Below are 23,268 nucleotides of genomic sequence, written 5' to 3'. Positions count from 1 at the left end.
GGATGGCGCGCCTGTAGGACAGAGGCAGCTGCCGATGCTCAAGAATCCGTCATTCCCGCGCAGGCGGGGATCTATCGTCGCCACACTCCGCGTGGCTCACGGCATCCAGCCAGCATGGTTTCCCGCCTTCGCGGGAACGACGAGCTATGTTCAGAGCCGATCGACGGCTTACTTCCCCACCCAGTCCGCGACCTCGCCGGCGACCTGATTGGCGGCCTGGTTGATCCCGCGCGCGGCGTTGCCGGCATCGATCGCGGTGACGGGCACGCGTGCCTCGAAGCGGCGTTTCTCGACCACCTCACCGGTGGTGCGGATCAGCGCCGCGTCGAACGTCACGACCGCCTCGCTGGTCGATCCGTCCAGCCCGAAGTTGCGCAATTCGCCGGATAGGCGTGCGCCGGGATCGGAGAAGCTCTGCGCGGTGCTCAGCACGACCCGGCCGGTCTTCGCGGCCACCGTATCGGCGGTCATCCGCGCGAACAGGCGGGCGGGCAGCTCGACCCATTGCGCGTCCTTGACATAGGCCAGCGACGTGCCGGTCGACTGCACCGGCACGCGTGTCGTCGCCAGCGCCTGCGACACCGACGGCACGGCGATGGTGATCGTCGCCGCATTGGCCGAACTGCGCGTCTCGCCAGCGGGCACGCTCTGCGCGGATTGCAGCGTCAGCAGCGAGGGCGGCGGCTTGGCCCCGAAGCTGATGCACGCGCTGAGCGGCAAGGCGGCGAGCAGGATGAGCGTCTTCTTCATGGTCACGCGCCTCACTTTTTGGGCTTGTAATCGGGCAGCTTGGGCGAACCGACCAATGCCCCTGCCCCGCCCTGATCGATCTTCTCCGCGACCGAGGTGAGCGCGGAGGACATCACGCGCAGGTCGCGAACCAATTGCCCCACTTCCGGGATCGTCTGCTTGCTGAACGCCTGGAGACCAGGCCGAGCGTCGCCGATCGCCGCGTTCAGCGATTCCATGCTCTTCTGCGCACTGGCGACCGCCTTGTTGAGGTTCGCCGCGGCCGGGCGGACGTCCTCGGACAGCATCGTGTTGGTCGTGCCGGCCAGTTGCCCGATCTGCTCCGCCGCCGTGCCCGCCTTCTGGATCGCCACCCGGGTTTCGGCCAAGGTGGCGGCGATTTCAGGCCCGCGATCGGCCAGCGCGCTGGTCAGGCGGTTGGTGTTGGCCAGGATGCCGGCGATCGAATTCTGGTTGCGATCGGACAGCATGTCGGTCAGCCGCTCGGTGAGCGTCGACAGGCGTTCCAGCAATTGCGGCGCGGAACTGAGCAGCGCGCCGAAGCCGATCGACTTGGTCGGGATCACCGGTACGCCGTACGGGCAGGCGGTCTCGGTATTCTCGGCGGGGCAGGCGATCGGCGGCGCGCCCTTCTTGGCACCGTCCAACTGGATCGTGCTGGTGCCGGTGAAGCTGCCCTGCACGCCCGCGGTCGTGCCTTCCAGCACCGGGGTTTCGTCCTTGACCGTGATGCGCACGCGCACGAACTGCGGATCACGTTTCCACAAGGCGATCTCCTTCACCTGGCCCAGCGGCACGCCGGAAAAGGTGACGACCGATCCCGTGGCCAGCCCATCGACCGATTGCTTGAAGAAGATGTCATACTCCTTCTCGCTCGTCCCGTTCAGGCGCGCGATCCACACGGTGAACAGCGCCAGCACGGCGAGAAGGATCAGCACGACGGCACCGACCAGCACATGGTTCGAACGCGTTTCCATCAGCCTTCAGTCCCTCTTGCACCGGCAGCTTCGTCCGGCGCCGCTTCGCGCAATTCCGCCGCCCGTTCGACCGACGCCGTCGCGGCGCGGCCACGCGGCCCGTTGAAATATTCCTGGATCCACGGATGATCCAACGCGAGAAGCTCCGGAATCGTCCCCACGCCGATCACCTTCTTGTCCGCCAGCACCGCGATACGATCACAAATGGCGTACAATGTGTCCAGATCGTGCGTGATCAGGAACACGGTGAGGCCGAGCGTCTTCTGCATCGACTTGGTCAGTTCGTCGAACGCCGCCGCGCCGATCGGATCGAGGCCGGCGGTCGGCTCGTCGAGGAACAGCAGTTCCGGATCCATCGCCAGCGCCCGAGCGAGGCCCGCACGCTTCTTCATGCCGCCCGAAAGTTCGGCGGGAAATTTGGGGCCGGCATCGGCGGGGAGGCCCGACATCACGACCTTGTAGGCGGCGATCTCGTCGATCAGCGCCGGATCCAGATCGGGATAGAATTCGCGCAGCGGCACCTGAACGTTCTCGGCCACGGTCAGCGTGGAGAACAATGCGCCGCCCTGGAACAGCACGCCCCAGCGCTTGCGCACGTCGATCGCGTCGGTGTCCTCGCGATCGATCATCTCCTCGCCGAACACGGTGATGTCGCCCTCGATCGGCGTCTGCAGCCCGATGATCGAGCGCATCAGCACCGACTTGCCGGTACCGGAGCCTCCGACCACGCCGAAGATCTCGCCGCGCTTCACCTCAAGGTTCAGCCCGTCATGCACGATCTGGTCGCCGAAGCCGTTCTTCAGCCCCTTCACGACGATGACGTTTTCGTCCTGCTTCGCCATCACACCCACCCGACCCAGGTGAAGAACATCGCGAAGAACGCGTCGAGCACGATGACCAGGAAGATCGCCTGCACGACCGCGGCGGTGGTGCGGATGCCGACCTGTTCCGAATCGGATTCGACCATCATGCCCTGGAAACAGCCGGCGATGGCGATGATCGCGCCGAACACCGGCGCCTTGACCAGGCAGATGAACAGATCGGTGATCGGCACGACCTCGCGAATGCGCTGGATGAACGTCACCGGCGGGATGCCGAGCGAGACCCAGCACAGCAATCCGCCGCCGATGATCGCGATCAGCGAGGAATAGAAAGCGAGCAGCGGCATCATCATCACCACCGCCAGCGTGCGCGGCACGACCAACGCCTCCATCGGCGACACGCCGATCGTGCGCATCGCGTCGATCTCCTCGGTCAGCTTCATCGTGCCGAGCTGCGCGGCGAAGGCCGATCCGGAGCGCCCGGCGACCATGATCGCGGTCATCAGCACGCCCAGTTCGCGCAGCGTCAGCCGCCCGACCAGGTTGATCGTGAACACCTCCGCACCGAACTGGCGCAACTGCACCGCGCCCTGCTGTGCGATGACGATGCCGATCAGGAAGCTCATCAACCCGATGATGCCGAGCGCGGATACGCCGACCACCTCGAAGCGCTGCACCGTCGCGTTGAAGCGGAAACTGCGCGGATTGCGCAGCAGATGCCCGAACGCCAGCACCGTCGCGCCGAGGAAGCCGAGCAGGCCGTACAGCGTCTTGAACGCGGTCGTCGTCGCATCGCCGACTTCGCCGAGCACGCGGGAGAAGCCGCCGACGTGCGCCGGCCGCATCTCGACCGGCTGGTCGGCATTCTGCACCTGCGTCAGCAGATGCTGGCTGTCTTCGTTCAGCCCAGCGATCTCGGCATCGTGTTCGGCGGCGAAGCGCTGCACGATCCAGGCCCCGACGGTGTCGATGCGATCGACGCCCGACAGGTCCAGCTTCGTGACCTTTCCGTCATAGGCGCGCAGCCGTTCGGCGAGGTCGCCGATCCGCGCCAGCGTCAGGAACCCGGAGAATCGCAGGGTATCCTGTTCCGGGTCGAAGGTGGCGGTTTGACTCATCGGCTCGTTCATTGCTGCAATCGCGCTGGAACGGCAAGCGGGTTGGCGCGTAAGGCACCAGAATGACACACAAGCTCGCCATCTACGATATGGACAAGACGATCACGGTGAAGGCCACCTGGGGTGGATTCGTGATCGGCGCGGCGCGGCGACAGGCGCCGTGGCGGCTGGCGTTCCTGCCGCTGGTCGGGCTGGCGAGCGCGGCCTATGGCGTGAAGGTGATCGATCGCGCGCGGCTGAAGCAGGTCGCGCAACGCCTGCTGCTCGGCCGAACCATGAGTGCCGCCGCGACCGCCGCCGCCGCCGAGCGCTTCGCCGGGCGCGTGCGGTTGTACGACGGCGCGCGGGAGCGCATCGCGGCCGATCGCGCGGCGGGCTACCGACTGGTCATGGCGACCGCGTCCTACCGTTTCTACGTCACCGCGATCGCCGAACGACTGGGCTTCGACGCGGTGATCGCGACCCTGTCCAAGGATGGCGGCGACGGCGCGGTGCGCGCCGGGATCTTCGGCGAGAATTGCTACGGCCCGGCCAAATTGCGCATGATCGAGGATTGGATGGCCGAACAGGGCATCGCGCGCGCGGATGCCGAAATCCGCTTCTACAGCGATCACGTGTCGGACGCGCCGACGCTGGCCTGGGCGGACGATGCGTTCGCGGTGAACCCGCATCCGCCGCTTCGCGCGCTGGCCGCGATCAAGGGCTGGACGATTCTCGACTGGGAGGGATGATCGTCCCGATCGGGCGATGCTCACAAAACCACGTCCACCGTGTGGATCACCAGGCCGACGAGCCCGCCGACCAAAGTGCCGTTGACGCGGATATATTGCAGATCCTTGCCCACGGCGTTTTCCAGCCGGGTGGTGATCGTGTCGGCATCCCAGCTGCGCACGGTTTCCGACACCAGACGGACGATGCCGTCGCCATAGTCCGCCGCCGTGCCGACGACCGCGCGGCGCACGTAGCGGTTGAGCGTCGCGCGCAGGCGGGGATCGTTCTGCAGCGTCTCGCCCAATTGGCGCAACGCGTCGCCGGCCTTGCCCGCCAGCATCTTTTCCGGATTCTGCGCGATGCGCAGCATGGCGGTGCGCGCCTGTTCCCACAGGCCGTTGATCCAGGTCTGCATCGCCGGATTGTCGAGCATCGCCAGCTTCAGCGCATCGACGCGGGCGCGCATTTCGGGCGAGTGCTGGAGGTCGTGCGCGAGCTGTGCCAGCCCTTCCTCCGCCTTGTCGCGCAGCGGATGGGCGTCATCCTCAGCCATGTCACGGAGTAGGCCGTTTAGACCGTCGATGATCTTGTTCGACAGCGTCTCGTCCAGCCCGGTCCAGCGCATGATCGATCCGGCGCGGTCGTGCACCATCGCCCGCACCAGATGTTCGTTCGCCTCGAGGATCTGCCCGGCCCAGCGCACGATGCCGGCCAGGATCGGCAGATGGCGCTTGTCGGCGATCGCCGCCCCCAGCGCCTGGCCCAATAACGGCGCGAGATCGAGATCGCGCACCTGCTTGACCATCGCGCCGCGCACCATGCCGCCGAGCCGATCCTGATCGAGCGATTGCAATATTTCGACCGCGATGCGCGATGCGCCGCGCGTCAGGCGCTGGCTCGCCACGCCGGGATTGGCCAGCCATGCCCCGGCGATCCCCGCCATGTCCATCCGCCGCATCCGCCGCGAGATCACTACGGGGGTGAGGAAATTGTCGCGCAGGAAGGTGGCGAGCGTGTCGCCGATGCGATCCTTGTTGCGCGGGATGATCGCCGTGTGCGGGATCGGCAGGCCGAGCGGGTGGCGGAATAGAGCGGTCACCGCGAACCAGTCGGCCAGGCCACCGACCATCGCCGCCTCGGCGAACGCGCGGACGAAGCCGAACACCGGATGCCCGGTATCGAGCGCGCGACTGACGAGGAACAGGATCGCCATCGCCACCAGCAGCCCGGTCGCGACGATCCGCATGCGCCTGAGGCCCGGCGGCGGGGCCTCCGACTGACCCGAAGATCGGCCCAGATACCGATGGGGCGCACGGGCGAACAGCTTCATGGGTGAAACAATCCCCGAAAGCCGGGAATGTTCAAGTGGCGATGCGTGTTTGCGCGATTATCGGACTGCGTGCGAATCTGTGCGCACTACGTCCGTTCGTCCTGAGCCTGTCGAAGGACGTGCCAAGAACACGCCCTTCGACAGGCTCAGGACGAACGGTAAGAGGGTTGTGCAGGGTGAACAGGGCGCGAGTAGCTCACCCGCCCCCCTTACTCCGCCGGCTGGGGTTCGTCGCCGCCCTTGCCCAGGCGTGGCGGGGCGCCGGGCAGTTGCGCCTTCGGATCGTGGTCGATCACCGGCAGGCCGTCGTCGCCCGGCTGATAGGTCAGCAGCGAGCGCCGCAGCTTCGGCCCGATCCACACCTCGATGCTGGCCGCGAGGCTGAAGCTGGCGGGCACGATCAGTAGGGTCAGCAGCGTCGAGAGCGACAGGCCGCCGATCACCATGATGCCCATCGGCACGCGCGCCGAGCCATCGCCGTTCAACGCCAGCGCGGTCGGCAGCATGCCGGCGACCATCGCCACCGTCGTCATCACGATCGGCTGCGCGCGCTTGTGCCCGGCATCGATGATCGCGTCGAACAACGGCACGCCCTTCTGCAATTCCTCCAGCGCGAAATCGATCAGCAGGATCGAGTTCTTGGCGACGATGCCGAACAGCATGATGATGCCGATATAGACCGGCATCGACATCGGGATGCCGGTGATCAGCAGGCCGATCAGACCGCCCAGCGGCGCGAGCAGCAGCGATCCCATGTTGACCAGAGGCGGCAGCACGCGGCGATAGAGCAGCACCAGCACCGCGAAGACCAGGAAGCAGCCCGCGCCGAGGGCGACGGCGAAATTGGTGATCATCTCCGCCTGCCACTTGTCCGACCCGACGACGAGTTCGCCGACACCGATCGGCAAGTTCTTCATCGTCGGCAGATCGTGGATCAGCTTCTGCGCCGTGCCGCTGACCAGACCGGGGGCGAGATCGGTGCCGATCGTCAACTGGCGCTTCTGCGCGACGCGTTCGATCTGCGTCGGTCCGGCGCCGAAGCCGATCGTCGCGACGAGGCTGAGCGGCACCGAGGCCCCGCTCTGAGTCGCGACCGGCAGATTCTGGATCGTCGACATGCGCTGGCGCGAACTCTGATCGAGCGCCACGCGGATCGGCACCTGACGATCGCTCAACGAGAACTTGGCGCTGTTCTGATCGATGTCTCCCAGCGTCGCGATGCGGATCGCCGAGGACAGGGCCTGGGTGGTGACGCCCATGCTGGCCGCCAGATCCATGTGCGGCGTGATGACGATCTCCGGCCGCAACAGATCGCCTTCGATGCGCGGTGCGATCAGCCCCGGCACCTTGGCCATCTCGCCGACCAGCTTGAGCGCGGTCTGGGTCAGTTGCTTGGGATCGTCGCCGCCGAGCACGATCGACAATTGTCGGGCGTTGTTGCCCCAGCCACCCTGCGCGCGGAACGACACGCGCGCGTCGGGAATCGTCGCCAGTTGCGGCGCCAACTGCCGTTCGAACTGGCTGCTGGTGAGCGATTTCGGCTTCTTGTACATCGCCGTCACGCGGCCGTTGCCGACGAAGGCGCGGGAATAGACGTGATCGACATCGGGTTGGCGACGGAACAGGTCGGCCACGCGGTTCACCACCACCTGGGTCTCGGCCAGGGTGGTGCCAGGCACCATCGTGACGAGCGCGGTCGACGAATCGAGATCGCGATCCGGGTTGAACGTCTTGGGCAGGCCGATCATCAGCGCGATCGTCATCGTGAACGCCACCACGCCGGCGACCACCGCCGACCAGCGATGCCGGAGCGTCCAGCGCAGCGTCTTGATATAGACGTCCATTAGCCAGCCTTCGCCATGCGACGCCTGACCCTTGGCCTTCAGGAAATAGGCCGCGATCATCGGCGTGATCAGACGCGCGACCGCGAGACTGAGCAGCACCGAGACGACCACCGTCAGGCCGAAATTCTTGAAGAATTCACCCGACACGCCCGGCATCAGCCCGACCGGCAGGAACACCGCGACGATCGACATGGTGGTGGCGAGCACGGCGAGGCCGATCTCGTCCGCCGCGTCGATCGACGCCTGATACGCACTCTTGCCCATGCGCATGTGGCGGACGATGTTCTCGATCTCGACGATCGCGTCGTCGACCAGCACGCCCGCCACCAGGCTCAGGGCCATCAACGTCATGTTGTTGAGCGTGAACCCAAGCAGATCCATGAACCAGAAGGTCGGGATCGCCGACAGCGGAATGGCCAGCGCGGAGATGATCGTCGAGCGCCAGTCGCGCAGGAACAGGAACACCACGACGACCGCGAGCAATGCGCCCTCGACCATCGCCTCCATCGCCGAATGGTATTGCGCCTCGGTATATTTGACGCTGTTGCTGATCATCTGGAAATGCACTTGCGGGTTGCGCTTCTCCAGCGCCGCCAGCTTCTTCTGCGCTTCCTTGAACACCGTGACGTCCGAGCCGCCCTTGGCGCGCTGGAAATCGAAGCTCAGCACCTGACGCCCGTCGAGCTGCGAGGCGGAGCGCTGTTCGGCATACAGATCGCGCACCTGACCGAGATCGTCGAGCCGCACGGTGCGGCCGCCGCCGACCGTGATCTGCGTCTGCCCCAGCGCATAGGCGGTCCGGGCATTGCCGAGCACGCGCACCGATTCCTCCGACCCGCCGATCTCGGCCCGCCCGCCGGCCGCGTTCAGATTGACCTGGCGCAATTGCTGGTTGACCGCGCTGGCGGTGATGCCCTGCGCCTGCAGCTTGAGCGGATCGAGGATCACGCGGATCTCGCGATCGACGCCGCCGTTGCGATCGACGCCGGCCATGCCCTGCACGCTGAGCAGTTCCTTGGCGACGGTATTGTCGATGTACCAGCTGAGCTGTTCGACCGTCATGTCGGTCGAGATCGCGGCATAGCTGGCGAGATCCTGGCCGGTGGTGTTGGCGCGCATGACCTGCGGCTCGAGAATGCCGTCCGGCAGATCGCTGCGGATCTGCTGGATCGCCGAACGCACGTCCTCGACCGCGCGGTCGATCGGCGTGCCGAGCGCCAGCTGGATGACGGTGGTGGTATGGCCTTCCTGCACGGTCGAATCGATCTCGTCGATGCCCTGCAGGCTGCGGACCGCCGACTCGACCTTCTGCGTGATCTGGTTTTCCAGTTCGGTCGGCGCGGCGCCCGGCTGGCTGATTTCCACCACCACGACCGGGAAATCGATATCCGGCTGGTTGTTGACGTCCATCCGCATGAAGCTGACCAGCCCCGCCACGGTGAGCATGACGAACAGCACGATCGAGGGGATCGGGTTCCGGATCGACCAGGCGGAGATGTTGCGGAAGCTCATCGGGTTCAGCCTTGCGCGTTCTTGAGGATCGGCTTCACCTTCTGACCGGGGCTGAGGAAGGCGCCTGCCGACAGCACCACCCGTTCCGTACCGCTCAGGCCGCTGGCGACCATGACGCCCTCGTCGGACACGCCACCCAGCGTGATCTGACGCCGCACCACGCGATCCTGCGCGTCGAGGACATAAACGTAATTGCCCGCCGCGTCGCTCTGAATCGCCGAATTGGGCAGTTGCGGCGCGCGCGCGCCGCCGCTGGTGATCTGCGCCGCCGCGAAGCCGCCGGGCCGCAGACCGGGATCGTAGGACAGAGCGATGCGGGCGATACCCTGTCGCGTGGTCGGGTCGATCACCGGGGACACCTGCCACACCTGCCCCTTGAAGCTCTGCGACGCGCCGACCGGGGTGACGCTGGCGGCGACGCCGACCGGCAGGCCGGCGAGATCAGCCTCGGACAGGGCCGCGCGCATCTCCATCTCGCCACCCTTGGCCATGCGGAACAACGTGCCCGATCCCGAACTGACGATCTGGCCCGGCTCCACGCTGCGCGTCAGGATCAGGCCCGCCGCCGGTGCGCGGATATCGAGCCGGCCGTTGCGGGCGCGCTGTTCGCCGAGCGTTGCCTGCGCGACGTTGACGCGCGCCAGCGCCGCATCGCGCGTCGCCGCCTTGCGCTCCAGATCCGCCTTCGAGATGAAGCCGCGATCGACCAGCGACTCCGCGCGCTTCAGCTCCGACTGCGCGATCGCCGCGTCGGAGCGGGCAACGTTGATCTGGGCCGCGAGGCTTGCCGCGGTCTGCGACTGGACCGAGCGATCGACCTGCGCCAGCACCTGGCCGGACTGCACCCACTGGCCGGGTTCGACCAGCACGCGCGTCACCATCCCGCCCTCGCCCGCGACGCCCACCGGCATTTCGCGACGCGCCGCCAGCGATCCGGTCGCGGAGACGACGCGCGGCACGATCTTGCTGCCCGGCACCACGATCGAGACGTTGGGCAATTCTTCCTTCTTGGCGGCGACCGCGGTCGGCTTGGCGCTGTGCTTGAAGCCGAAATAGGCCACACCGATCGCCAGCATGGCGGCGACGATCCCGATGATCCACCACCGGCGATTCGGGCGCGCATCGCCTTCGATCGCCAAGCGTCCGTCATTGTCGAACGTCGCGGTTTCGTACTTCATCCCTGCCACTTCCCGATGCCCTCACCCAGCGTTCGCGCCGGTCTCTTCCAGCTGTATTATCGAAATAACTCACCGGCCTCAAGGGCCTCTTTTCGCCCCTGACCAACGATGATCCTGCCCGCCCCCGCGCGAAGGTAGCGCGCCAATGCCCTTTCCGGCCGTCAACCGCAAGGCGAACCGCCCGGCGGCCGATATCGTTACGTCGAAGAAACGGTTGCAATCCCCGGCGGCGGCGTAGACGGTGTGTCGCCTACAATCGAGCATGGAACGGGATTGCGGACATGGAGCACAGCATTCTGGGCTGGCTGGCGATCGGCCTGGTCGCGGGCATTCTCGGTAAGCTCATCATGCCCGGTCGCGATCCCGGCGGGATCGTGGTCACCATCGTCATCGGCATAGCGGGTGCGCTGCTCGCCGGGTTCGTCGCGCAGTCGATGGGCTGGGAGATCGGCGGCGGCTGGCGCAACTATGCCGCGGCGACCGCCGGCGCGGTGGTGTTGCTCGCGCTCTATCGCATGGTGCTGACGCGGCGGGGACGCTGAACCGCGCACGACGATCTCGTTCAGCTTTCATTGTTTGGCGCTTCGGCATGGCCGGTGGCAGAAGGCCGACCGGCTTTCCCACGACAGGAGTTCGAAATGAAGTTGCTCGCGACCGCGCTGGTCCTCGTCGCCGTGCCTCTGGCCGGTGCTTCCGCCCAAACCGTCACCACCGTGGAACCGATGATCCCGGCAAGCGGCACGGTGCTGGACGTTTCGGCCACCGGCCGCACCACGCGCGTGCCCGACGTGGCGACGATCCGATCGGGCGTGGTGACGCAGAGCGCTACCGCTGCCGCCGCGCTGTCCGACAACGCCACGCGCATGGCCCGCGTGCTCGCCGCGCTGAAGAAGGCCGGCGTCGCCCCGCGCGACATCGCCACCGCCAACGTGTCGCTCGCACCGCAATATCGCTACGAGAACAACGTGCCGCCGGTGATCACCGGCTATCAGGCGAGCAACACCGTATCGGTGCGCTTCCGCGACATCGCCAAATCGGGTGCGATCCTGGATGCGCTGGTGAAGGAGGGGGCGAACCAGATCGACGGGCCGAGCCTGTCGCTCGACAATCCCGACGCGGCGCTGGACGAAGCGCGCACCGAAGCCGTGAAGGCGGCGCGCGCCCGCGCCGAACTGTATGCCAGGGCCGCCGGGATGAGCGTGGCGCGGATCGTCTCGATCGGCGAGGGCGGCGAGAATGCCGGCAACCAGCCGCCGATGCCGCAGTTCCGCATGCTCAAGATGTCCGCCGACGCCGCGCCGCCGACCCAGATCGCCTCCGGCGAGACCGACGTGACGGTGACGCTGAACGTCCGCTTCCTGCTGAAATGACGAAGAAAGGGCCGCCCGGTCGCCCGGACGGCCCTCCTCTTCCGACCCTGTTACAGGGGTCTTAACTCAGCGTACGCTGCCGCGACGCACGAGGTTGACGATCGCGAGTAGAATGATCGCGCCGATCAACGAATAGATGAACGTCATCACGGTGATCGCCTGGTTGATGCCGGCGCCGAAGATGAACGACGCGATCACCGAACCGATGATGCCGACGACCACGTTCAGGATGATGCCCTGCTGCCCGTCGGTGCGCATGATCATGCTGGCGATCCAGCCGCAAATACCACCGATGATGAGCCAGATGATGATACCCATTGTCGCTTCCCTCTGTATCCGCCCGCCGTTCGGGCTACGGGAAGGAAGACTCGCAGGACGGTAAATTTGTTCCGGTAGCGGTTTGTTTTGCCGGCGAAATAGAACGGCCCGTCGCCGGATCGGACGCGGGCCGTTTAATAACCTACTGTTATATCAGTATTTCTGCTGACGGTCGTACAGCGAGCGATAATGCTGGATCCGAGTCACGCGCAGGCCCGGCATGCCGGAGCGATCGATCGCGCGCTGCCAGCCGGCGAATTCCTCGACCGTCAGGCTGTACCGATCGCAGACCTCGTCGACCGACAGCAGCCCGCCATTCACCGCCGCGACCACCTCGGCCTTGCGCCGCACGACCCAACGCGTCGTCTCGGGCGGCGGCAGGCTGTCCAGCGTCAGCGGCTCGCCGAGCGGGCCGATGACTTTTGCCGGACGGATTTTCTGGTTCTCGATCATTCTAACCTCGTATCGGGGCGGGGGGCCCCCTGAAACGTTTCTGCGTTCGTCATTGTAGGCAACGGTGGCTATCATCCGGATTTGAACGCCGGCTAAAGCGGCTCGGTAAACAACGGCTTCATCTTTGTTTCCAACGTATGAGCGCGGCGGCGACGTCGGCGTTGAACGCGCCGTGCACCGGGGCGAACAGACCGCGCACCCGTTCGAAGCCGAGCAGCGCCGCCTGCGAGCGTGCGGTTGGGCTCGCCGCCTGGCGCGCCGCGACCCCGACCATCATCACCGCCAGGTCCGCCGGCAGCACGGTCAGGGGAGCGTCGAACTCGAAACGGGAAAAACTGAGGTCCAAGCGCACTCTTTCGATTCAACCGAACAGAGCCCCCTGATACCGCCGACCTCTGAAGGGCCGGTAAAGCGGACGAAAATTGTTTGGAAAGCATCTGTTTTGCAATGGGACACTTCGCGCCTTATGTGGGCGGCGATGACCGAAATCGGCGATTTTCAGCTCGGGGGCGACCTCAGGGGCAAGCGCATCGTGGTGGCGATGTCCGGCGGAGTCGATTCGTCGGTGGTCGCCGCGCTGGCCGCGCAGACCGGTGCCGAGACGATCGGCATCACGCTGCAGCTCTACGATCATGGCGAGGCGGTAGGCCGGGCCGGATCGTGCTGCGCCGGCCGCGACATCCGCGATGCGCGCGCGGTGTGCGACCGGCTGGGCATCGCGCATTACGTCTACGATCACGAATCGAGCTTTCGCGCGCAGGTGATCGACGGGTTCGCCGACGAATATCTCGCCGGCCGTACCCCGATCCCCTGCGTCCGCTGCAACATGGGTCCGAAATTCACCGATCTGTTCGGCTTGGCGCGCGATCTCGGCGCGGATTGCCTGGCGACCGGCCATTACGTGCGCCGCGTCGCCGGGGCCGAGGGGGCGGAACTGCATCGCGCGATCGATCCGGCGCGCGACCAGAGCTATTTCCTGTTCGCCTCCACGCAGGATCAGCTCGACTATCTGCGCTTCCCCCTCGGCGCCCTGCCCAAGGCGAAGGTGCGCGAATTGGCGGCGGAACTGGGGCTGGGCGTCGCGGCCAAGCCCGACAGCCAGGACATCTGCTTCGTGCCCGACGGCAATTACGCCGATCTGGTGCGCAAGCTCAGGCCAGAGGCGGATGCCGGCGGCGAGATCGTCGACGAGAGCGGCCGCGCGCTGGGCACGCATCGCGGCATCGTCAATTATACGGTCGGGCAGCGCCGCGGGCTGGAGATCGGCGGCACGCCCGAGCCGCTATATGTCGTGCGCCTCGAACCCGAGAGCCGCCGCGTAGTGGTCGGCCCGCGCACCGCGCTGGCGGTGGATGCGGCACGGCTGACCGAGATCAACTGGATCGGCGGCGACACGTCTGGTCCGCTGACGGTGAAGGTGCGATCGATGGCCAAGCCGGTGTCGGCGCGGCTGGAGTCGGGCCGCCTGCTGTTCGACGCGCCGGAATATGGCGTGTCGCCGGGGCAGGCGGCGGTGTTCTATTCCGGCGAGCGCGTGATGGGCGGCGGCTGGATCGCGGAGACCGAACGCGCCCGCATCGCGGCCTAGGAGCTGCGGCGCGCCACATTCCGGTTGTCGAAGTATGTACCCCAAACATGCGCGCGCTTGGGACACGTCCTTCGACAGGCTCAGGACGAACGGAGAAGGGGGCGCGGCGGTTTACAGGAAGAACGTGCCCTCGATCACGGTGACGCAGGTGCCGCCGAGCACGACGCGATCCCCGTCCAGCCGGCAGGTCAGATGCCCGCCCCGAGCGCTCGCCTGATAGGCCGTGAAGCGGTCGCGGCCTAGGCGCTTGGCCCAATACGGCACCATCACAGCGTGGGCCGATCCGGTGACCGGATCCTCGTCGATCGCATAAGCCGGGGTGAAGACTCGGCTGACCACGTCGGTGTCGCGACCCGGCGCGGAGACGACCGCGACGATCGGCCCTTCCGCCGCCAGCGCGCGCAGGTCCGGCCGGATATCGCGAACCTCGGCTTCGCTGGACACGATCACCAGCGCATAGCCCTTGTCATACCACAGCGTCTCGACGGCCGAGACGCCCAGCGCGGACACGATGCCCGGCATGTCCCTGGCCACGGGGGCCCAGGCGGGCAGAGCGAGCGCATAGCCGTCGCCATCGCGCGCGACCTCGAGCATGCCGGCCTGCCGCGTGCGGAAACGGACGCGATCGCGCGTCGGATCGGACGACAAGACGAAATGGCCGCTGGCCAGCGTGGCATGACCGCACAGCGCGACCTCGGCCCCCGGCGTGAACCAGCGCAGATCGAAATCGGCCTCGTCATCGCTCGCCGCGACCAGGAAAGCGGTTTCGCTGAGATTGTTCTCCACCGCGATCGCCTGCAGCGTCGCGTCGTCGAGCCACGCCCCGAGCGGCATCACCGCTGCCGGATTGCCGGTGAACGTCTTGTCGGCGAACGCATCGATCTGAACGAACGGTATTCTCATATGCGCTTTCCGAACCCCTTGCGCCTTGCAGGCGCTTTCCGAACCCCGTGCGCCTTATGGGCGCTTGCCGAACCCCACGCGCCTTACAGGCGCTTGCCGAACCAATGCGGCGTCACATCCGCCTCGACCAGCGGATTGTCGGTATCGACATGCCCTTCCGGATCGAGATGGATCAGCACCTCGACCTTCGGATAGGCCCGGCGCAGCGCGCGTTCCACGCCCTCGACGATATCGTGCGCGGCATAGACGGTCAGGTCGCGCCCGACCTCCATGTGGAATTGCGCGAATTCGTGACTGCCGGAGCGCCGCGTGCGGAAATCGTGGATGCCCTTGATCCCCGGCTGGCGCGCCGCGACCTCGATGAAGCGCGCGCGTTCCGCCTCGGGCCATTCCTTGTCCATCAACTGGTCGATCGCGTTGGAAGATGCCTGGAACGCGCCCCAGGCCAACCACAACGCGATGACGATGCCCATTACCGGATCGGCGCCGCGAATGCCGATATATTGATCGAGCACCAGCGCCAGGATCACCGATCCGTTGAGCAACACGTCCGACTGGTAGTGCACGTTGTCGGCCATGATCGCGACCGAACCGGTCTGGCGGATGATGCGGCGTTGATAGGCGAGCAGGACGATCGTCGCGAGGATCGCGACCAAGGACACGCCGATGCCGAAATCCGCGCCTTGGGTCGGCGTGGTCTCGCCGAAGGCCAGGATCGCGCGCCATGCGATGCCGACGGCGGAGGCGGTGATCAACGCGACCTGGAACAACGCCGCCAGCGCCTCGGCCTTGCCGTGGCCGAAGCGGTGATCGTGATCGGCCGGCTCGGACGCGAGCTTCACGCCATACAACGTCACCAGGCTGGCGAGCAGATCGAGCCCGGTATCGGCGAGCGAGCCGAGCATCGCCACCGATCCGGTCGCCCAGGCGGCATAGCCCTTCAGCAACAGCAGGAAGCACGCCATGCCCACGCTGGCGAGCGCGGCGCGGACGGCGAAGGGAATGGCGCGGCGTTGTTCGTCGGTCATGGGTAGAGCAGGCCCATGTCAGCCCAAACTCCATTTTGCTGGGCAAGGAATATCCGCCGTTCGTGCAGGCGGTGGGCGCGATCCTGCCAGAATTCGATATCGAGCGGAACGACGCGGTATCCACCCCAGTGCGGCGGGCGCGGAACGTCACCCCCCTCGAAGCGCGTTTTCATTTCGTCAAAGCGCGTTTCGAAAAAGTCCCGACTCGGCAAGGGCCGCGATTGATCGGATGCCCAAGCGCCAAGCTGGGAATCTCGCCCGCGCGATGCGAAGTAAGCGTCTGCTTCCTGATCGGTTACGCGTTCGACGTGCCCCTCGATGCGAATTTGGCGACGCAGTGACTTCCAGTGAAACAACAAGGCGACTTGCTGATTTTCGGCCAGATTGTTCGCCTTGCGGCTTTCGAGGTTGGTATAGAAAACAAAACCTCGCGCGTCGTGTCCCTTCAGCAGGACCATGCGAACGGACGGATTGCCGCCCTCATCCGCCGTCGCCAATGCCATCGCGTTGGGATCGTTCGGCTCGCTCTGCTTCGCGTCCGCGAACCAGGCATCGAACAGGGCAAAGGGATCGTCGGCCATGCCCGCGCTGTAGCGAAGGTCGCGACGAAACGAAACCTGCTCTCGTATCCAATCCCCCGGCGATGGCCCGGGCTGGCAGCAACGGTTCCTTTGTCACCCTGGACTTGTTCCGGGGTCCACCGTGCCGCAACCTTTACGTTCCATTCATTGTGCGTAGCAAAGCCGCTTGGTGGACCCCGGAACAAGTCCGGGGTGACGATGCGTGAAGGACGAATGCACTCCGATTGCCGAACGTCGATCGGCGCTTTCCGAACAAGTCGCGTGTTGCGCCCGCGAAAGGTTTGTGGTCGAGTCCGCGCCCAAGCGGGGAACGGGACCATCGACATGGCGGATACGGGAGCAATCCAGGGCTGATGGCCACCATGCCCGCGCCTTCCCTGCTCGATTCGGGCGTGCATGCGCAGCGCTGGATCGCCGACTATTGCCAGCAGGCGCTGCAGGGCGACGTATTGTGCGCCCGGCCGGACGATCCCGCCTGGACCGCGACCTTCGAGGAACTGGCGGCGGTGGCGGGCGACGATCTGGGCCATGCGCGCGAACGGGCGCAGCGCCATGCCGAGGATATCGGCACCGGCTTCCGCATCATCGGCGAGAGCGACGAGCGGCCGTGGCCGGTATCGCCGGTGCCGTTGCTGATCGACAGCGAAACCTGGTCGCACATCGCCGCGGGCGTGAAACAGCGTGCCGAGCTGATGGAGACGCTGCTCGCCGATCTTTACGATCAGGCGCGGCATGTCGAAAGCGGGCTGATCCCGGCGGCATTGATCGGCGGCAGCCCGTATTTCCTGCGCCCGATGGTCGGACTGACCCCGCCGGGCGGGCATCATCTGCATTTCATCGCGGTCGATCTCGGGCGTGGGCCGACCGGCGAGTGGCGCGTGCTCGGCGATCATCTGCGCGCGCCGGCCGGGGCCGGTTATGCGCTGGAGAACCGGCTGGCGGTGTCGCGGACGCTGGGCGGCCTGCAATCGCGGCTGAACGTCGAGCGGCACGCGCCGTTCTTCGCCGCGTTCCGAGAAGGGTTGGCCGCCGCGTGCCGCCGGGTCGAGCCGCGCATCGGATTGCTGACGCCGGGGCGCTATTCCGCCAGCTATGCCGAGCAGGCCCATCTCGCGCGCTATCTCGGGCTGTTGCTGGTCGAGGGCGACGATCTCGCGGTGCTGGAGGATCGATTGTACGTCCGCACGATCGGCGGGCTGAAGCGGATCGACGCGATCTGGCATCGCAGCGATCCGCGCATGCTCGATCCGCTGGCGTTCGATTCGCATTCGCGCATCGGCGTACCCGGCCTGATCGACGCGATGGCCGCGGGCGAGGTCGTGATTTCCAACGCGCCGGGCGCGGGCGTGCTGGAGAGCGCGGCGTTCGGGGCGTTCCTGCCGCGGCTGGCCGCACGGCTGACCGGGCGCGACCTGATCCTGCCCAATATCGCCACCTGGTGGTGCGGGCAGGACGCCGAGCGGGCGCGGGTAATCGAGGATTTCGACGCCTTGCTGATCGGCCCGGCGTTCGGCGTCGCGCCCCTGGGCCTGCCCGGCGGTCGTCCGGTGCACGGCGCCGACCTCGCGCCCGAAGATCGCGCGGCGTTGCTGGCGGATATCGAACGCCGGCCGCAGGATTATGTCGCGCAGGAGGTCGTGCGCCTGTCGACCATGCCGGTCGTCGCCGAGAATGCCTTGGTCGCCCGCCCCTTCACGTTGCGCGTGTTCGCCGCGCGCGACGGGCAAGGCCAGTGGGTCGTGCTGCCCGGCGGGTTCGCGCGGATCGGCGACGACAGCGATCCGCGCGCCAGCGTGATGGGCGAAGGCGCGTGGTCGGCCGATGTCGTGGTGCACGGCGCCGATGCGGTCGAGCCGGTGTCGCTGCTGCCCGCCACCGATTCGGTGCATATCCGCCGCAACCCCGGCACGCTGCCGAGCCGGGTGGCGGACAATTTCTTCTGGCTGGGGCGCTATCTCGAACGCGGCGAGGCGTTGCTGAACGTGATCCGCGTGATGCTGGGCAATTCGATCGACGCCGATGCGGGCGCGGCCCTGGGGCTGGCGACGGTCGGCAAGCTGGTCGGGATGGTGGTCAATGCCGGCAGCGCGCCGCACCCGCCGAGCCTGCGCCGCGCCGATCTGACGCAGTTCGCGCGCACCGCGATGGATGCCGACAGCGAATGGCAGAGCGTGCGCGGGATCAACCGTCATGCGCGCAGCATCGGCCAGGGATCGCGCGATCGCCTGTCCGCCGATGTCGTGCGACTGCTGGATGCGCCGCACCCGACGCGCGGCGGCATGCTCGACCGCGCCGGATCGCTGCAACGCCGCTATGCCGCCCTGTCGGGGCTGTCGGCGGAGCATATGAGCCGCACCGCATCGTGGCGCTTCCACGATCTCGGCCGGCGGATCGAACGCGCGCTGGCCGTTTCCCGCGCGCTATGGGCGTTCGGGCTGGCGGGTGCGAGCGCGGACGACCTGTCCACCCTGCTCGACCTCGCCGACAGCCAGATCAGCTATCGCCAACGCTACCTGACCGGCATCGCCCGCGTGCCGGTGGTCGATCTGGTCGCGCTCGACCCGGGCAATCCGCGCTCGCTGGCGTTCCAGATCGAAGCGATCTGCGCGCATATGAAGGCGCTGCCGGTGCTGGAGGATGACGGCATGGACGAGGCGCAACAGGCGCAGGCGACCGGGCTGGTCGCGATCGTCTCGACCGCGACGGCGGCGGGGCTGAACGCGGAGATCCTGGGCGATATCGAGCGCCGCCTGTGTGCGCTGGCGAACGCGGTGGCGCGGCGGTATTTCCTGCAGGGCGCGGAGCCGCTGCGCGCGGCGGGGATGACGCTGGCGTGATGTTCTTCGCTTTGCCGTCACCCCGGACTCGTTCCGGGGTCCACCGTGCAGCAAACCAATCGGCCGCCGATCTTGTGGAACAGTGGACCCCGGAACAAGTCCGGGGTGACGGATCAGGTTTGAGGCAGCGCGCATGATTTACGACATCCGTCACGTCACGCGGTTCGATTACGGCAACAACGTCAACTTCGCGCGCTGCAACCTGCGACTGAAGCCGATCCACTGGTCGGGCCAGAGCCTGGAGGATTATCGCCTGACCATCTCGCCCTCGGGCCGCACCGCACCGGCGCGGGCGGAGGCTGGGCTGGCCAATGTCACGCGGCTGGTGATCGAGGAGCCGGTGCGGCATCTGGTGATCGAAAGCGTGTCGCGCATCGTCGTTGACCGGCTGATCCCGATCCCCGCCCCGACCGATCCGACCTTGGCCGAGATCGCCGCGCAGGCGCGCGCCAGCCGCGACCCCTCGCCTGCCGGGCCGGCTTATTATCTGTTCCCCTCCCCGCTGATCCCGCTCGACCGCGACATCGCCGACTGGTGTGCGATCGATCTCGCGCCCGACCGGCCGTGCCTGGAGGCGGCGATCGCGCTCGCCCGGCGCATCCAGGACGAGTTCGAATTCGATACCGAGGCGACCCTGGTCGACACCAAGCCGCACGACGCGTTCGTCAAGCGCGGCGGGGTGTGCCAGGATTTCGCGCAGATCATGATCACCGGCCTGCGTGCCGCCGGCCTGCCCGCGGCCTATGCCTCGGGCTATATCCGCACGATTCCCCCGCCCGGCGAGGAACGGCTGGTCGGTGCCGACGCCACGCATGCCTGGGTGTTGTTGTGGTGCGGCGAGCAGTTGGGCTGGGTCGGCGTCGATCCGACCAACGGCATCTGGATGGCGGGCGACCATATCGTGATGGCGATCGGCCGCGATTATGCCGAAATCGCGCCGATCGACGGGATCGTGCTGGGATCGGGCGCGCAGCAGATGGACGTCAGCGTCGACGTCGCGCCGGTGGGGTAGCAATAAGAAGACACCGTCATCCTGAACTCGTTTCAGGATCCAGGCGCGGTCCTCCGCCAAACGGACATCGTCATTGGGTCAACTGACCGCGCATGGATGCTGAAACAAGTTCAGCATGACGGTTATCGGTCGGGGGGTTTGCACTCGCCTTCGCGATCCCCCAAATAGGCGCGAACCCAATCACCAGAGGAAACACGTGGCCGATCCCTATAAAACGCTCGGCTTAGAACGCACCGCCAGCGAGGCCGAGATCAAGAAGGCGTATCGCAAGCTGGCCAAGGAGCTGCATCCGGACCGCAACAAGGATAATCCCAAGGCGACCGAGCGCTTCAGCGCGGCGACCAATGCGTACGATCTGCTGACCGACAAAGACAAGCGCGCGCGCTTCGATCGCGGCGAGATCGACGGCGAGGGCAACCCCGCCGCGCCGTTCGGCTTCGGCGCGGGCGGCGGTGGCGGCGGCGGCGGACAGGGTGGCTTCCAGGGCGGCAATTTCGGCGGCGACGGCGTCGATGTCAGCGATCTGTTCGAAGGCCTGTTCGGCGGCGGGCAACGCGGCGGCGGTGGTTTTTCCAGCGGATTCGGCGGTTTCGGGCGCAAGCAGCCGCAGCCCAAGGGCGCGAATATCGGCTATAAACTCAACGTCTCCTTCACCGATGCCGCGACGCTCGCGCCGCAGCGCGTGACGCTGGCCGACGGCAAGACGATCGACCTGAAACTGCCCGCCGGATTCGAGAACGGTATGCAGATGCGCCTGACCGGCAAGGGCCAGGCAGGCCCCGGCGGCCATGGCGACGGCATGGTGACGATCACCGTACAGCCGCACCGCTTCTTCACCCGCGACGGCGACGACGTGCGGCTCGACCTGCCGGTCAGCCTGTCCGAAGCGGTGCTGGGCGCGAGCGTGCGCGTGCCGACGGTGGAGGGCGCGGTGAATCTGACCGTCCCCGCCGGATCGACCTCGGGCAAGACGCTGCGCCTGCGCGGGCGCGGTTTCCACCGCAAGGACGGTACGCGCGGCGATCAGCTGGTGACGTTGATGGTCGACCTGCCGGTCGGCGACGATGCGCTGGTCGAATTCGCCAAGGGCTGGGAAAACAAGGGGAACCCGCGCGGCAACTTGGGCGTCTGAGTCCTGAAAAGGACGGTATATTGAACGACATTTCCCCTGCCTCGCCCGAACATCGCGCCGAACATGGCGAGGCGGGGGTTGATCCGCAGGACGCCCCGCCCGCCGCCAAGCCGTTCGCTTATGCGTGGCGCACGTTCAAGCGTGTCGCGATCGGCGTCTATACCGAAGGCTTCATGCATGCGGGCAATCTGGCCTATCTGACGTTGATGACGGTCTTTCCGTTCTTCATCGTCGCCGCCGCCGTATTGTCCCTGTTCGGCCAGAACGACGAGACCCAGCGCGCGGTATCGTCGTTCCTCCACGTGCTGCCTCCCAATGTCGGCGATCTGTTGCGCAAACCCATCAGCGACGTGCTGGCGGCGCGCACGGGATCGCTGCTGTGGCTGGGGGCGCTGGTCGGCCTCTGGACGGTGGGGAGTTTCGTGGAGACGATCCGCGACATCTTCCGCAAGGCCTATGGGACGGTCAGCACCGCGCCGATCTGGCGCGCGCGGCTCGGGCTCAGCCTCGCCATCGTGCTGTCGGTGATCCTGGCGTTGATCTCGTTCTTGATCCAGGGCCTCCTGACCGCCGCCGAGCAGTTCATCTATCGCCTGTTGCCGTTCGCGAAGGACGCGGCGGCGTGGGTCGGCATTTCCCGCGCGATTCCCGGCGTCGTGATGTTCGGCGCGCTCTACATGCTGTTCTATTCGGTGACGCCGTCCAAGTATCGCAAGTCGAAATGCCCGAAATGGCCGGGTGCCCTGTTCACCACCGCTTGGTGGGTGACGATCACCGCGTTGCTGCCGTTCGTCTTGTCGCAATTGGGCGGCTACGATCTGACCTATGGCAGCTTGGCGGGTGTCGTGGTGATGCTGTTGTTCTTCTATCTCGTCGGGCTGGGCCTGGTATTCGGCGCGCATTTGAACGCGGCACTGGCGGAACCCCCCGAACCCGTCGTACAGGGTCCGGCTAAGAACGCGACTTTGGAGGCGGCGACGGCGTGAACGGATTGATGCAGGGCAAGCGCGGGCTGATCATGGGGCTCGCCAACGACAAGTCGCTCGCCTGGGGTATCGCGCAGAAGCTGGCCGAGCATGGCGCGGAACTGGCGTTCAGCTTCCAGGGCGAGGCGCTCGAAAAGCGCGTACGACCGCTGGCGGCGCAACTGGGGCAGGACTTCCTGATCCCGTGCGACGTCTCGGACATGGCCGATCTCGATGCGTGCTTCGCGACGCTGGCGGAGCGCTGGCCGACAATCGACTTCGTCGTCCATGCGATCGGCTTTTCGGACAAGAACGAGCTGCGTGGCGGCTATGTCGATACCAGCCTCGACAACTTCCTGATGACGATGAATATCAGCGTCTATTCGTTCGTCGCGGTCGCGCAGCGCGCGCAGAAGATGATGCCGGATGGCGGATCGTTGCTGACGCTCAGCTATTACGGCGCGGAAAAGGTGATCCCGCATTACAACGTGATGGGCGTGGCCAAGGCGGCGCTGGAGACCAGCGTGCAATATCTGGCGGTCGATCTCGGCCGCGAGAACATTCGCGTCAATGCGATTTCCGCCGGCCCGATCAAGACGCTGGCGGCGAGCGGGATCGGCGATTTCCGCCTGATCCTGAAATGGAACGAGTTGAACTCGCCGCTGAAGCGCAACGTGACGATCGAGGATGTCGGCGGGGCGGGCCTGTATCTGCTCAGCGATCTGGCGAGCGGCGTGACCGGCGAGACCCACCATGTCGACGCCGGCTACAACGTGATCGGCATGAAGGCCGAGGACGCACCGGATATCGCGTTGGTATAAACCCCTCTCCCCTCGGGGG

At 66.4% G+C, this 23,268-nt stretch carries 22 protein-coding genes; 9 read left to right on the top strand and 13 right to left on the bottom strand.

What is annotated here, in order from left to right:
• Positions 1 to 168: 168 nt before the first annotated feature.
• Genes ASG11_RS06475 through ASG11_RS06460 form a run of 4 tightly spaced genes read right to left on the bottom strand, consistent with a single transcriptional unit; the run spans position 169 to position 3,666 of the window.
• Positions 169 to 750, bottom strand: a complete 582-nt coding sequence (locus tag ASG11_RS06475) for an ABC-type transport auxiliary lipoprotein family protein (protein WP_055776695.1) — start codon at positions 748 to 750, stop codon at positions 169 to 171.
• A gap of 11 nt (positions 751 to 761) precedes the next feature.
• Positions 762 to 1,727, bottom strand: coding sequence for an MlaD family protein (locus ASG11_RS06470; protein ID WP_055776692.1), 966 nt, complete (start codon positions 1,725 to 1,727; stop codon positions 762 to 764).
• Positions 1,727 to 2,569, bottom strand: coding sequence for an ABC transporter ATP-binding protein (locus ASG11_RS06465; protein ID WP_055776689.1), 843 nt, complete (start codon positions 2,567 to 2,569; stop codon positions 1,727 to 1,729). Before ASG11_RS06465 ends, ASG11_RS06470 begins: the two co-directional genes overlap by 1 nt.
• Positions 2,569 to 3,666, bottom strand: coding sequence for an ABC transporter permease (locus tag ASG11_RS06460; protein ID WP_055780424.1), 1,098 nt, complete (start codon positions 3,664 to 3,666; stop codon positions 2,569 to 2,571). Before ASG11_RS06460 ends, ASG11_RS06465 begins: the two co-directional genes overlap by 1 nt.
• Before the next feature lie 62 nt (positions 3,667 to 3,728).
• Between ASG11_RS06460 and ASG11_RS06455 the strand changes: the two genes are divergently transcribed.
• A complete protein-coding gene (locus ASG11_RS06455; protein WP_055776686.1) occupies positions 3,729 to 4,397 on the top strand; it encodes an HAD family hydrolase in 669 nt (222 codons plus the stop codon).
• Between the two features lie 20 nt (positions 4,398 to 4,417).
• On the opposite strand, the gene ASG11_RS06450 is transcribed toward ASG11_RS06455, so the two are convergent.
• The 3 genes from ASG11_RS06450 to ASG11_RS06440 form a co-directional block, all read right to left on the bottom strand.
• Positions 4,418 to 5,623, bottom strand: a complete 1,206-nt coding sequence (locus tag ASG11_RS06450) for a DUF445 domain-containing protein (RefSeq protein ID WP_156363781.1) — start codon at positions 5,621 to 5,623, stop codon at positions 4,418 to 4,420.
• A gap of 293 nt (positions 5,624 to 5,916) precedes the next feature.
• Complete coding sequence (locus ASG11_RS06445; RefSeq protein WP_055776680.1) at positions 5,917 to 9,063, bottom strand: efflux RND transporter permease subunit; 3,147 nt, start codon at positions 9,061 to 9,063, stop codon at positions 5,917 to 5,919.
• A 5-nt stretch (positions 9,064 to 9,068) separates the two neighbouring features.
• Positions 9,069 to 10,241, bottom strand: a complete 1,173-nt coding sequence (locus tag ASG11_RS06440; protein ID WP_055776677.1) for an efflux RND transporter periplasmic adaptor subunit — start codon at positions 10,239 to 10,241, stop codon at positions 9,069 to 9,071.
• Positions 10,242 to 10,522: 281 nt separating this feature from the next.
• Between ASG11_RS06440 and ASG11_RS06435 the strand changes: the two genes are divergently transcribed.
• Together ASG11_RS06435 and ASG11_RS06430 are read left to right on the top strand one after the other, a co-directional pair.
• The gene (locus ASG11_RS06435) at positions 10,523 to 10,783 is read left to right on the top strand and encodes a GlsB/YeaQ/YmgE family stress response membrane protein (RefSeq protein WP_055776675.1); all 261 of its coding nucleotides are present in this window, start codon (positions 10,523 to 10,525) and stop codon (positions 10,781 to 10,783) included.
• 96 nt (positions 10,784 to 10,879) lie between these two features.
• Entirely contained in the window at positions 10,880 to 11,611 is a 732-nt protein-coding gene (locus tag ASG11_RS06430; RefSeq protein ID WP_055776672.1) for an SIMPL domain-containing protein, read from the top strand.
• Between the two features lie 66 nt (positions 11,612 to 11,677).
• On the opposite strand, the gene ASG11_RS06425 is transcribed toward ASG11_RS06430, so the two are convergent.
• The 3 genes from ASG11_RS06425 to ASG11_RS06415 form a co-directional block, all read right to left on the bottom strand.
• Positions 11,678 to 11,929 (bottom strand): GlsB/YeaQ/YmgE family stress response membrane protein, encoded by a 252-nt coding sequence (locus ASG11_RS06425; protein ID WP_055776669.1) that lies wholly within the window; start codon positions 11,927 to 11,929, stop codon positions 11,678 to 11,680.
• Positions 11,930 to 12,082: 153 nt separating this feature from the next.
• Positions 12,083 to 12,382 (bottom strand): CtrA inhibitor SciP, encoded by a 300-nt coding sequence (sciP, locus tag ASG11_RS06420; RefSeq protein ID WP_055776666.1) that lies wholly within the window; start codon positions 12,380 to 12,382, stop codon positions 12,083 to 12,085.
• A 118-nt stretch (positions 12,383 to 12,500) separates the two neighbouring features.
• On the bottom strand, positions 12,501 to 12,728 hold the full coding sequence (locus ASG11_RS06415; RefSeq protein WP_055776663.1) for a hypothetical protein: 228 nt from the start codon (positions 12,726 to 12,728) through the stop codon (positions 12,501 to 12,503).
• Positions 12,729 to 12,860: 132 nt separating this feature from the next.
• Here ASG11_RS06415 and mnmA point away from each other — a divergent pair, with 132 nt between their 5' ends.
• Positions 12,861 to 13,970 carry a tRNA 2-thiouridine(34) synthase MnmA gene (gene mnmA, locus ASG11_RS06410; protein ID WP_055780421.1) on the top strand — a complete coding sequence of 370 codons (1,110 nt, stop codon included), beginning with the start codon at positions 12,861 to 12,863 and terminating at the stop codon, positions 13,968 to 13,970.
• 111 nt (positions 13,971 to 14,081) lie between these two features.
• On the opposite strand, the gene ASG11_RS06405 is transcribed toward mnmA, so the two are convergent.
• The 3 genes from ASG11_RS06405 to pdxH form a co-directional block, all read right to left on the bottom strand.
• Positions 14,082 to 14,873: a PhzF family phenazine biosynthesis protein gene (locus ASG11_RS06405; protein WP_055776660.1), complete on the bottom strand. Its 792-nt coding sequence runs from the start codon at positions 14,871 to 14,873 to the stop codon at positions 14,082 to 14,084.
• An 83-nt stretch (positions 14,874 to 14,956) separates the two neighbouring features.
• Entirely contained in the window at positions 14,957 to 15,901 is a 945-nt protein-coding gene (locus ASG11_RS06400) for a cation diffusion facilitator family transporter (RefSeq protein WP_055776659.1), read from the bottom strand.
• Entirely contained in the window at positions 15,898 to 16,482 is a 585-nt protein-coding gene (pdxH, locus tag ASG11_RS06395; RefSeq protein WP_055776656.1) for a pyridoxamine 5'-phosphate oxidase, read from the bottom strand. Before pdxH ends, ASG11_RS06400 begins: the two co-directional genes overlap by 4 nt.
• Before the next feature lie 353 nt (positions 16,483 to 16,835).
• Between pdxH and ASG11_RS06390 the strand changes: the two genes are divergently transcribed.
• From ASG11_RS06390 to fabI, 5 genes are all read left to right on the top strand, one after another.
• Positions 16,836 to 19,319 carry a circularly permuted type 2 ATP-grasp protein gene (locus ASG11_RS06390; protein WP_055776653.1) on the top strand — a complete coding sequence of 828 codons (2,484 nt, stop codon included), beginning with the start codon at positions 16,836 to 16,838 and terminating at the stop codon, positions 19,317 to 19,319.
• 133 nt (positions 19,320 to 19,452) lie between these two features.
• The gene (locus ASG11_RS06385; RefSeq protein ID WP_055776650.1) at positions 19,453 to 20,331 is read left to right on the top strand and encodes a transglutaminase family protein; all 879 of its coding nucleotides are present in this window, start codon (positions 19,453 to 19,455) and stop codon (positions 20,329 to 20,331) included.
• A 196-nt stretch (positions 20,332 to 20,527) separates the two neighbouring features.
• Positions 20,528 to 21,463, top strand: coding sequence for a DnaJ C-terminal domain-containing protein (locus tag ASG11_RS06380; RefSeq protein ID WP_055776647.1), 936 nt, complete (start codon positions 20,528 to 20,530; stop codon positions 21,461 to 21,463).
• 20 nt (positions 21,464 to 21,483) lie between these two features.
• Complete coding sequence (locus ASG11_RS06375; RefSeq protein WP_082472631.1) at positions 21,484 to 22,449, top strand: YihY/virulence factor BrkB family protein; 966 nt, start codon at positions 21,484 to 21,486, stop codon at positions 22,447 to 22,449.
• A complete protein-coding gene (gene fabI / locus ASG11_RS06370) occupies positions 22,446 to 23,249 on the top strand; it encodes an enoyl-ACP reductase FabI (protein ID WP_055776638.1) in 804 nt (267 codons plus the stop codon). Before ASG11_RS06375 ends, fabI begins: the two co-directional genes overlap by 4 nt.
• The last annotated feature ends 19 nt before the right edge of the window (positions 23,250 to 23,268 follow it).

The organism is Sphingomonas sp. Leaf357, from assembly GCF_001423845.1.
GTDB lineage: Bacteria > Pseudomonadota > Alphaproteobacteria > Sphingomonadales > Sphingomonadaceae > Sphingomonas.
Note: the sequence above shows the minus strand (reverse complement) of the source record. Positions and strands in the feature narration are given on the sequence as shown.

Excerpts from the sequence above, each read along its gene's own strand:
- ASG11_RS06475 (WP_055776695.1), bottom strand. The coding sequence starts at position 750 with ATGAAGAAGACGCTCATCCTGCTCGCCGCCTTGCCGCTCAGCGCGTGC.
- ASG11_RS06470 (WP_055776692.1), bottom strand. The coding sequence starts at position 1,727 with ATGGAAACGCGTTCGAACCATGTGCTGGTCGGTGCCGTCGTGCTGATC.
- ASG11_RS06465 (WP_055776689.1), bottom strand. The coding sequence starts at position 2,569 with ATGGCGAAGCAGGACGAAAACGTCATCGTCGTGAAGGGGCTGAAGAAC.
- ASG11_RS06460 (WP_055780424.1), bottom strand. The coding sequence starts at position 3,666 with ATGAGTCAAACCGCCACCTTCGACCCGGAACAGGATACCCTGCGATTC.
- ASG11_RS06455 (WP_055776686.1), top strand. The coding sequence starts at position 3,729 with ATGACACACAAGCTCGCCATCTACGATATGGACAAGACGATCACGGTG.
- ASG11_RS06450 (WP_156363781.1), bottom strand. The coding sequence starts at position 5,623 with ATGCGGATCGTCGCGACCGGGCTGCTGGTGGCGATGGCGATCCTGTTC.
- ASG11_RS06445 (WP_055776680.1), bottom strand. The coding sequence starts at position 9,063 with ATGAGCTTCCGCAACATCTCCGCCTGGTCGATCCGGAACCCGATCCCC.
- ASG11_RS06440 (WP_055776677.1), bottom strand. The coding sequence starts at position 10,241 with ATGAAGTACGAAACCGCGACGTTCGACAATGACGGACGCTTGGCGATC.
- ASG11_RS06435 (WP_055776675.1), top strand. The coding sequence starts at position 10,523 with ATGGAGCACAGCATTCTGGGCTGGCTGGCGATCGGCCTGGTCGCGGGC.
- ASG11_RS06430 (WP_055776672.1), top strand. The coding sequence starts at position 10,880 with ATGAAGTTGCTCGCGACCGCGCTGGTCCTCGTCGCCGTGCCTCTGGCC.
- ASG11_RS06425 (WP_055776669.1), bottom strand. The coding sequence starts at position 11,929 with ATGGGTATCATCATCTGGCTCATCATCGGTGGTATTTGCGGCTGGATC.
- sciP (WP_055776666.1), bottom strand. The coding sequence starts at position 12,382 with ATGATCGAGAACCAGAAAATCCGTCCGGCAAAAGTCATCGGCCCGCTC.
- mnmA (WP_055780421.1), top strand. The coding sequence starts at position 12,861 with ATGACCGAAATCGGCGATTTTCAGCTCGGGGGCGACCTCAGGGGCAAG.
- ASG11_RS06405 (WP_055776660.1), bottom strand. The coding sequence starts at position 14,873 with ATGAGAATACCGTTCGTTCAGATCGATGCGTTCGCCGACAAGACGTTC.
- ASG11_RS06400 (WP_055776659.1), bottom strand. The coding sequence starts at position 15,901 with ATGACCGACGAACAACGCCGCGCCATTCCCTTCGCCGTCCGCGCCGCG.
- pdxH (WP_055776656.1), bottom strand. The coding sequence starts at position 16,482 with ATGGCCGACGATCCCTTTGCCCTGTTCGATGCCTGGTTCGCGGACGCG.
- ASG11_RS06390 (WP_055776653.1), top strand. The coding sequence starts at position 16,836 with ATGGCCACCATGCCCGCGCCTTCCCTGCTCGATTCGGGCGTGCATGCG.
- ASG11_RS06385 (WP_055776650.1), top strand. The coding sequence starts at position 19,453 with ATGATTTACGACATCCGTCACGTCACGCGGTTCGATTACGGCAACAAC.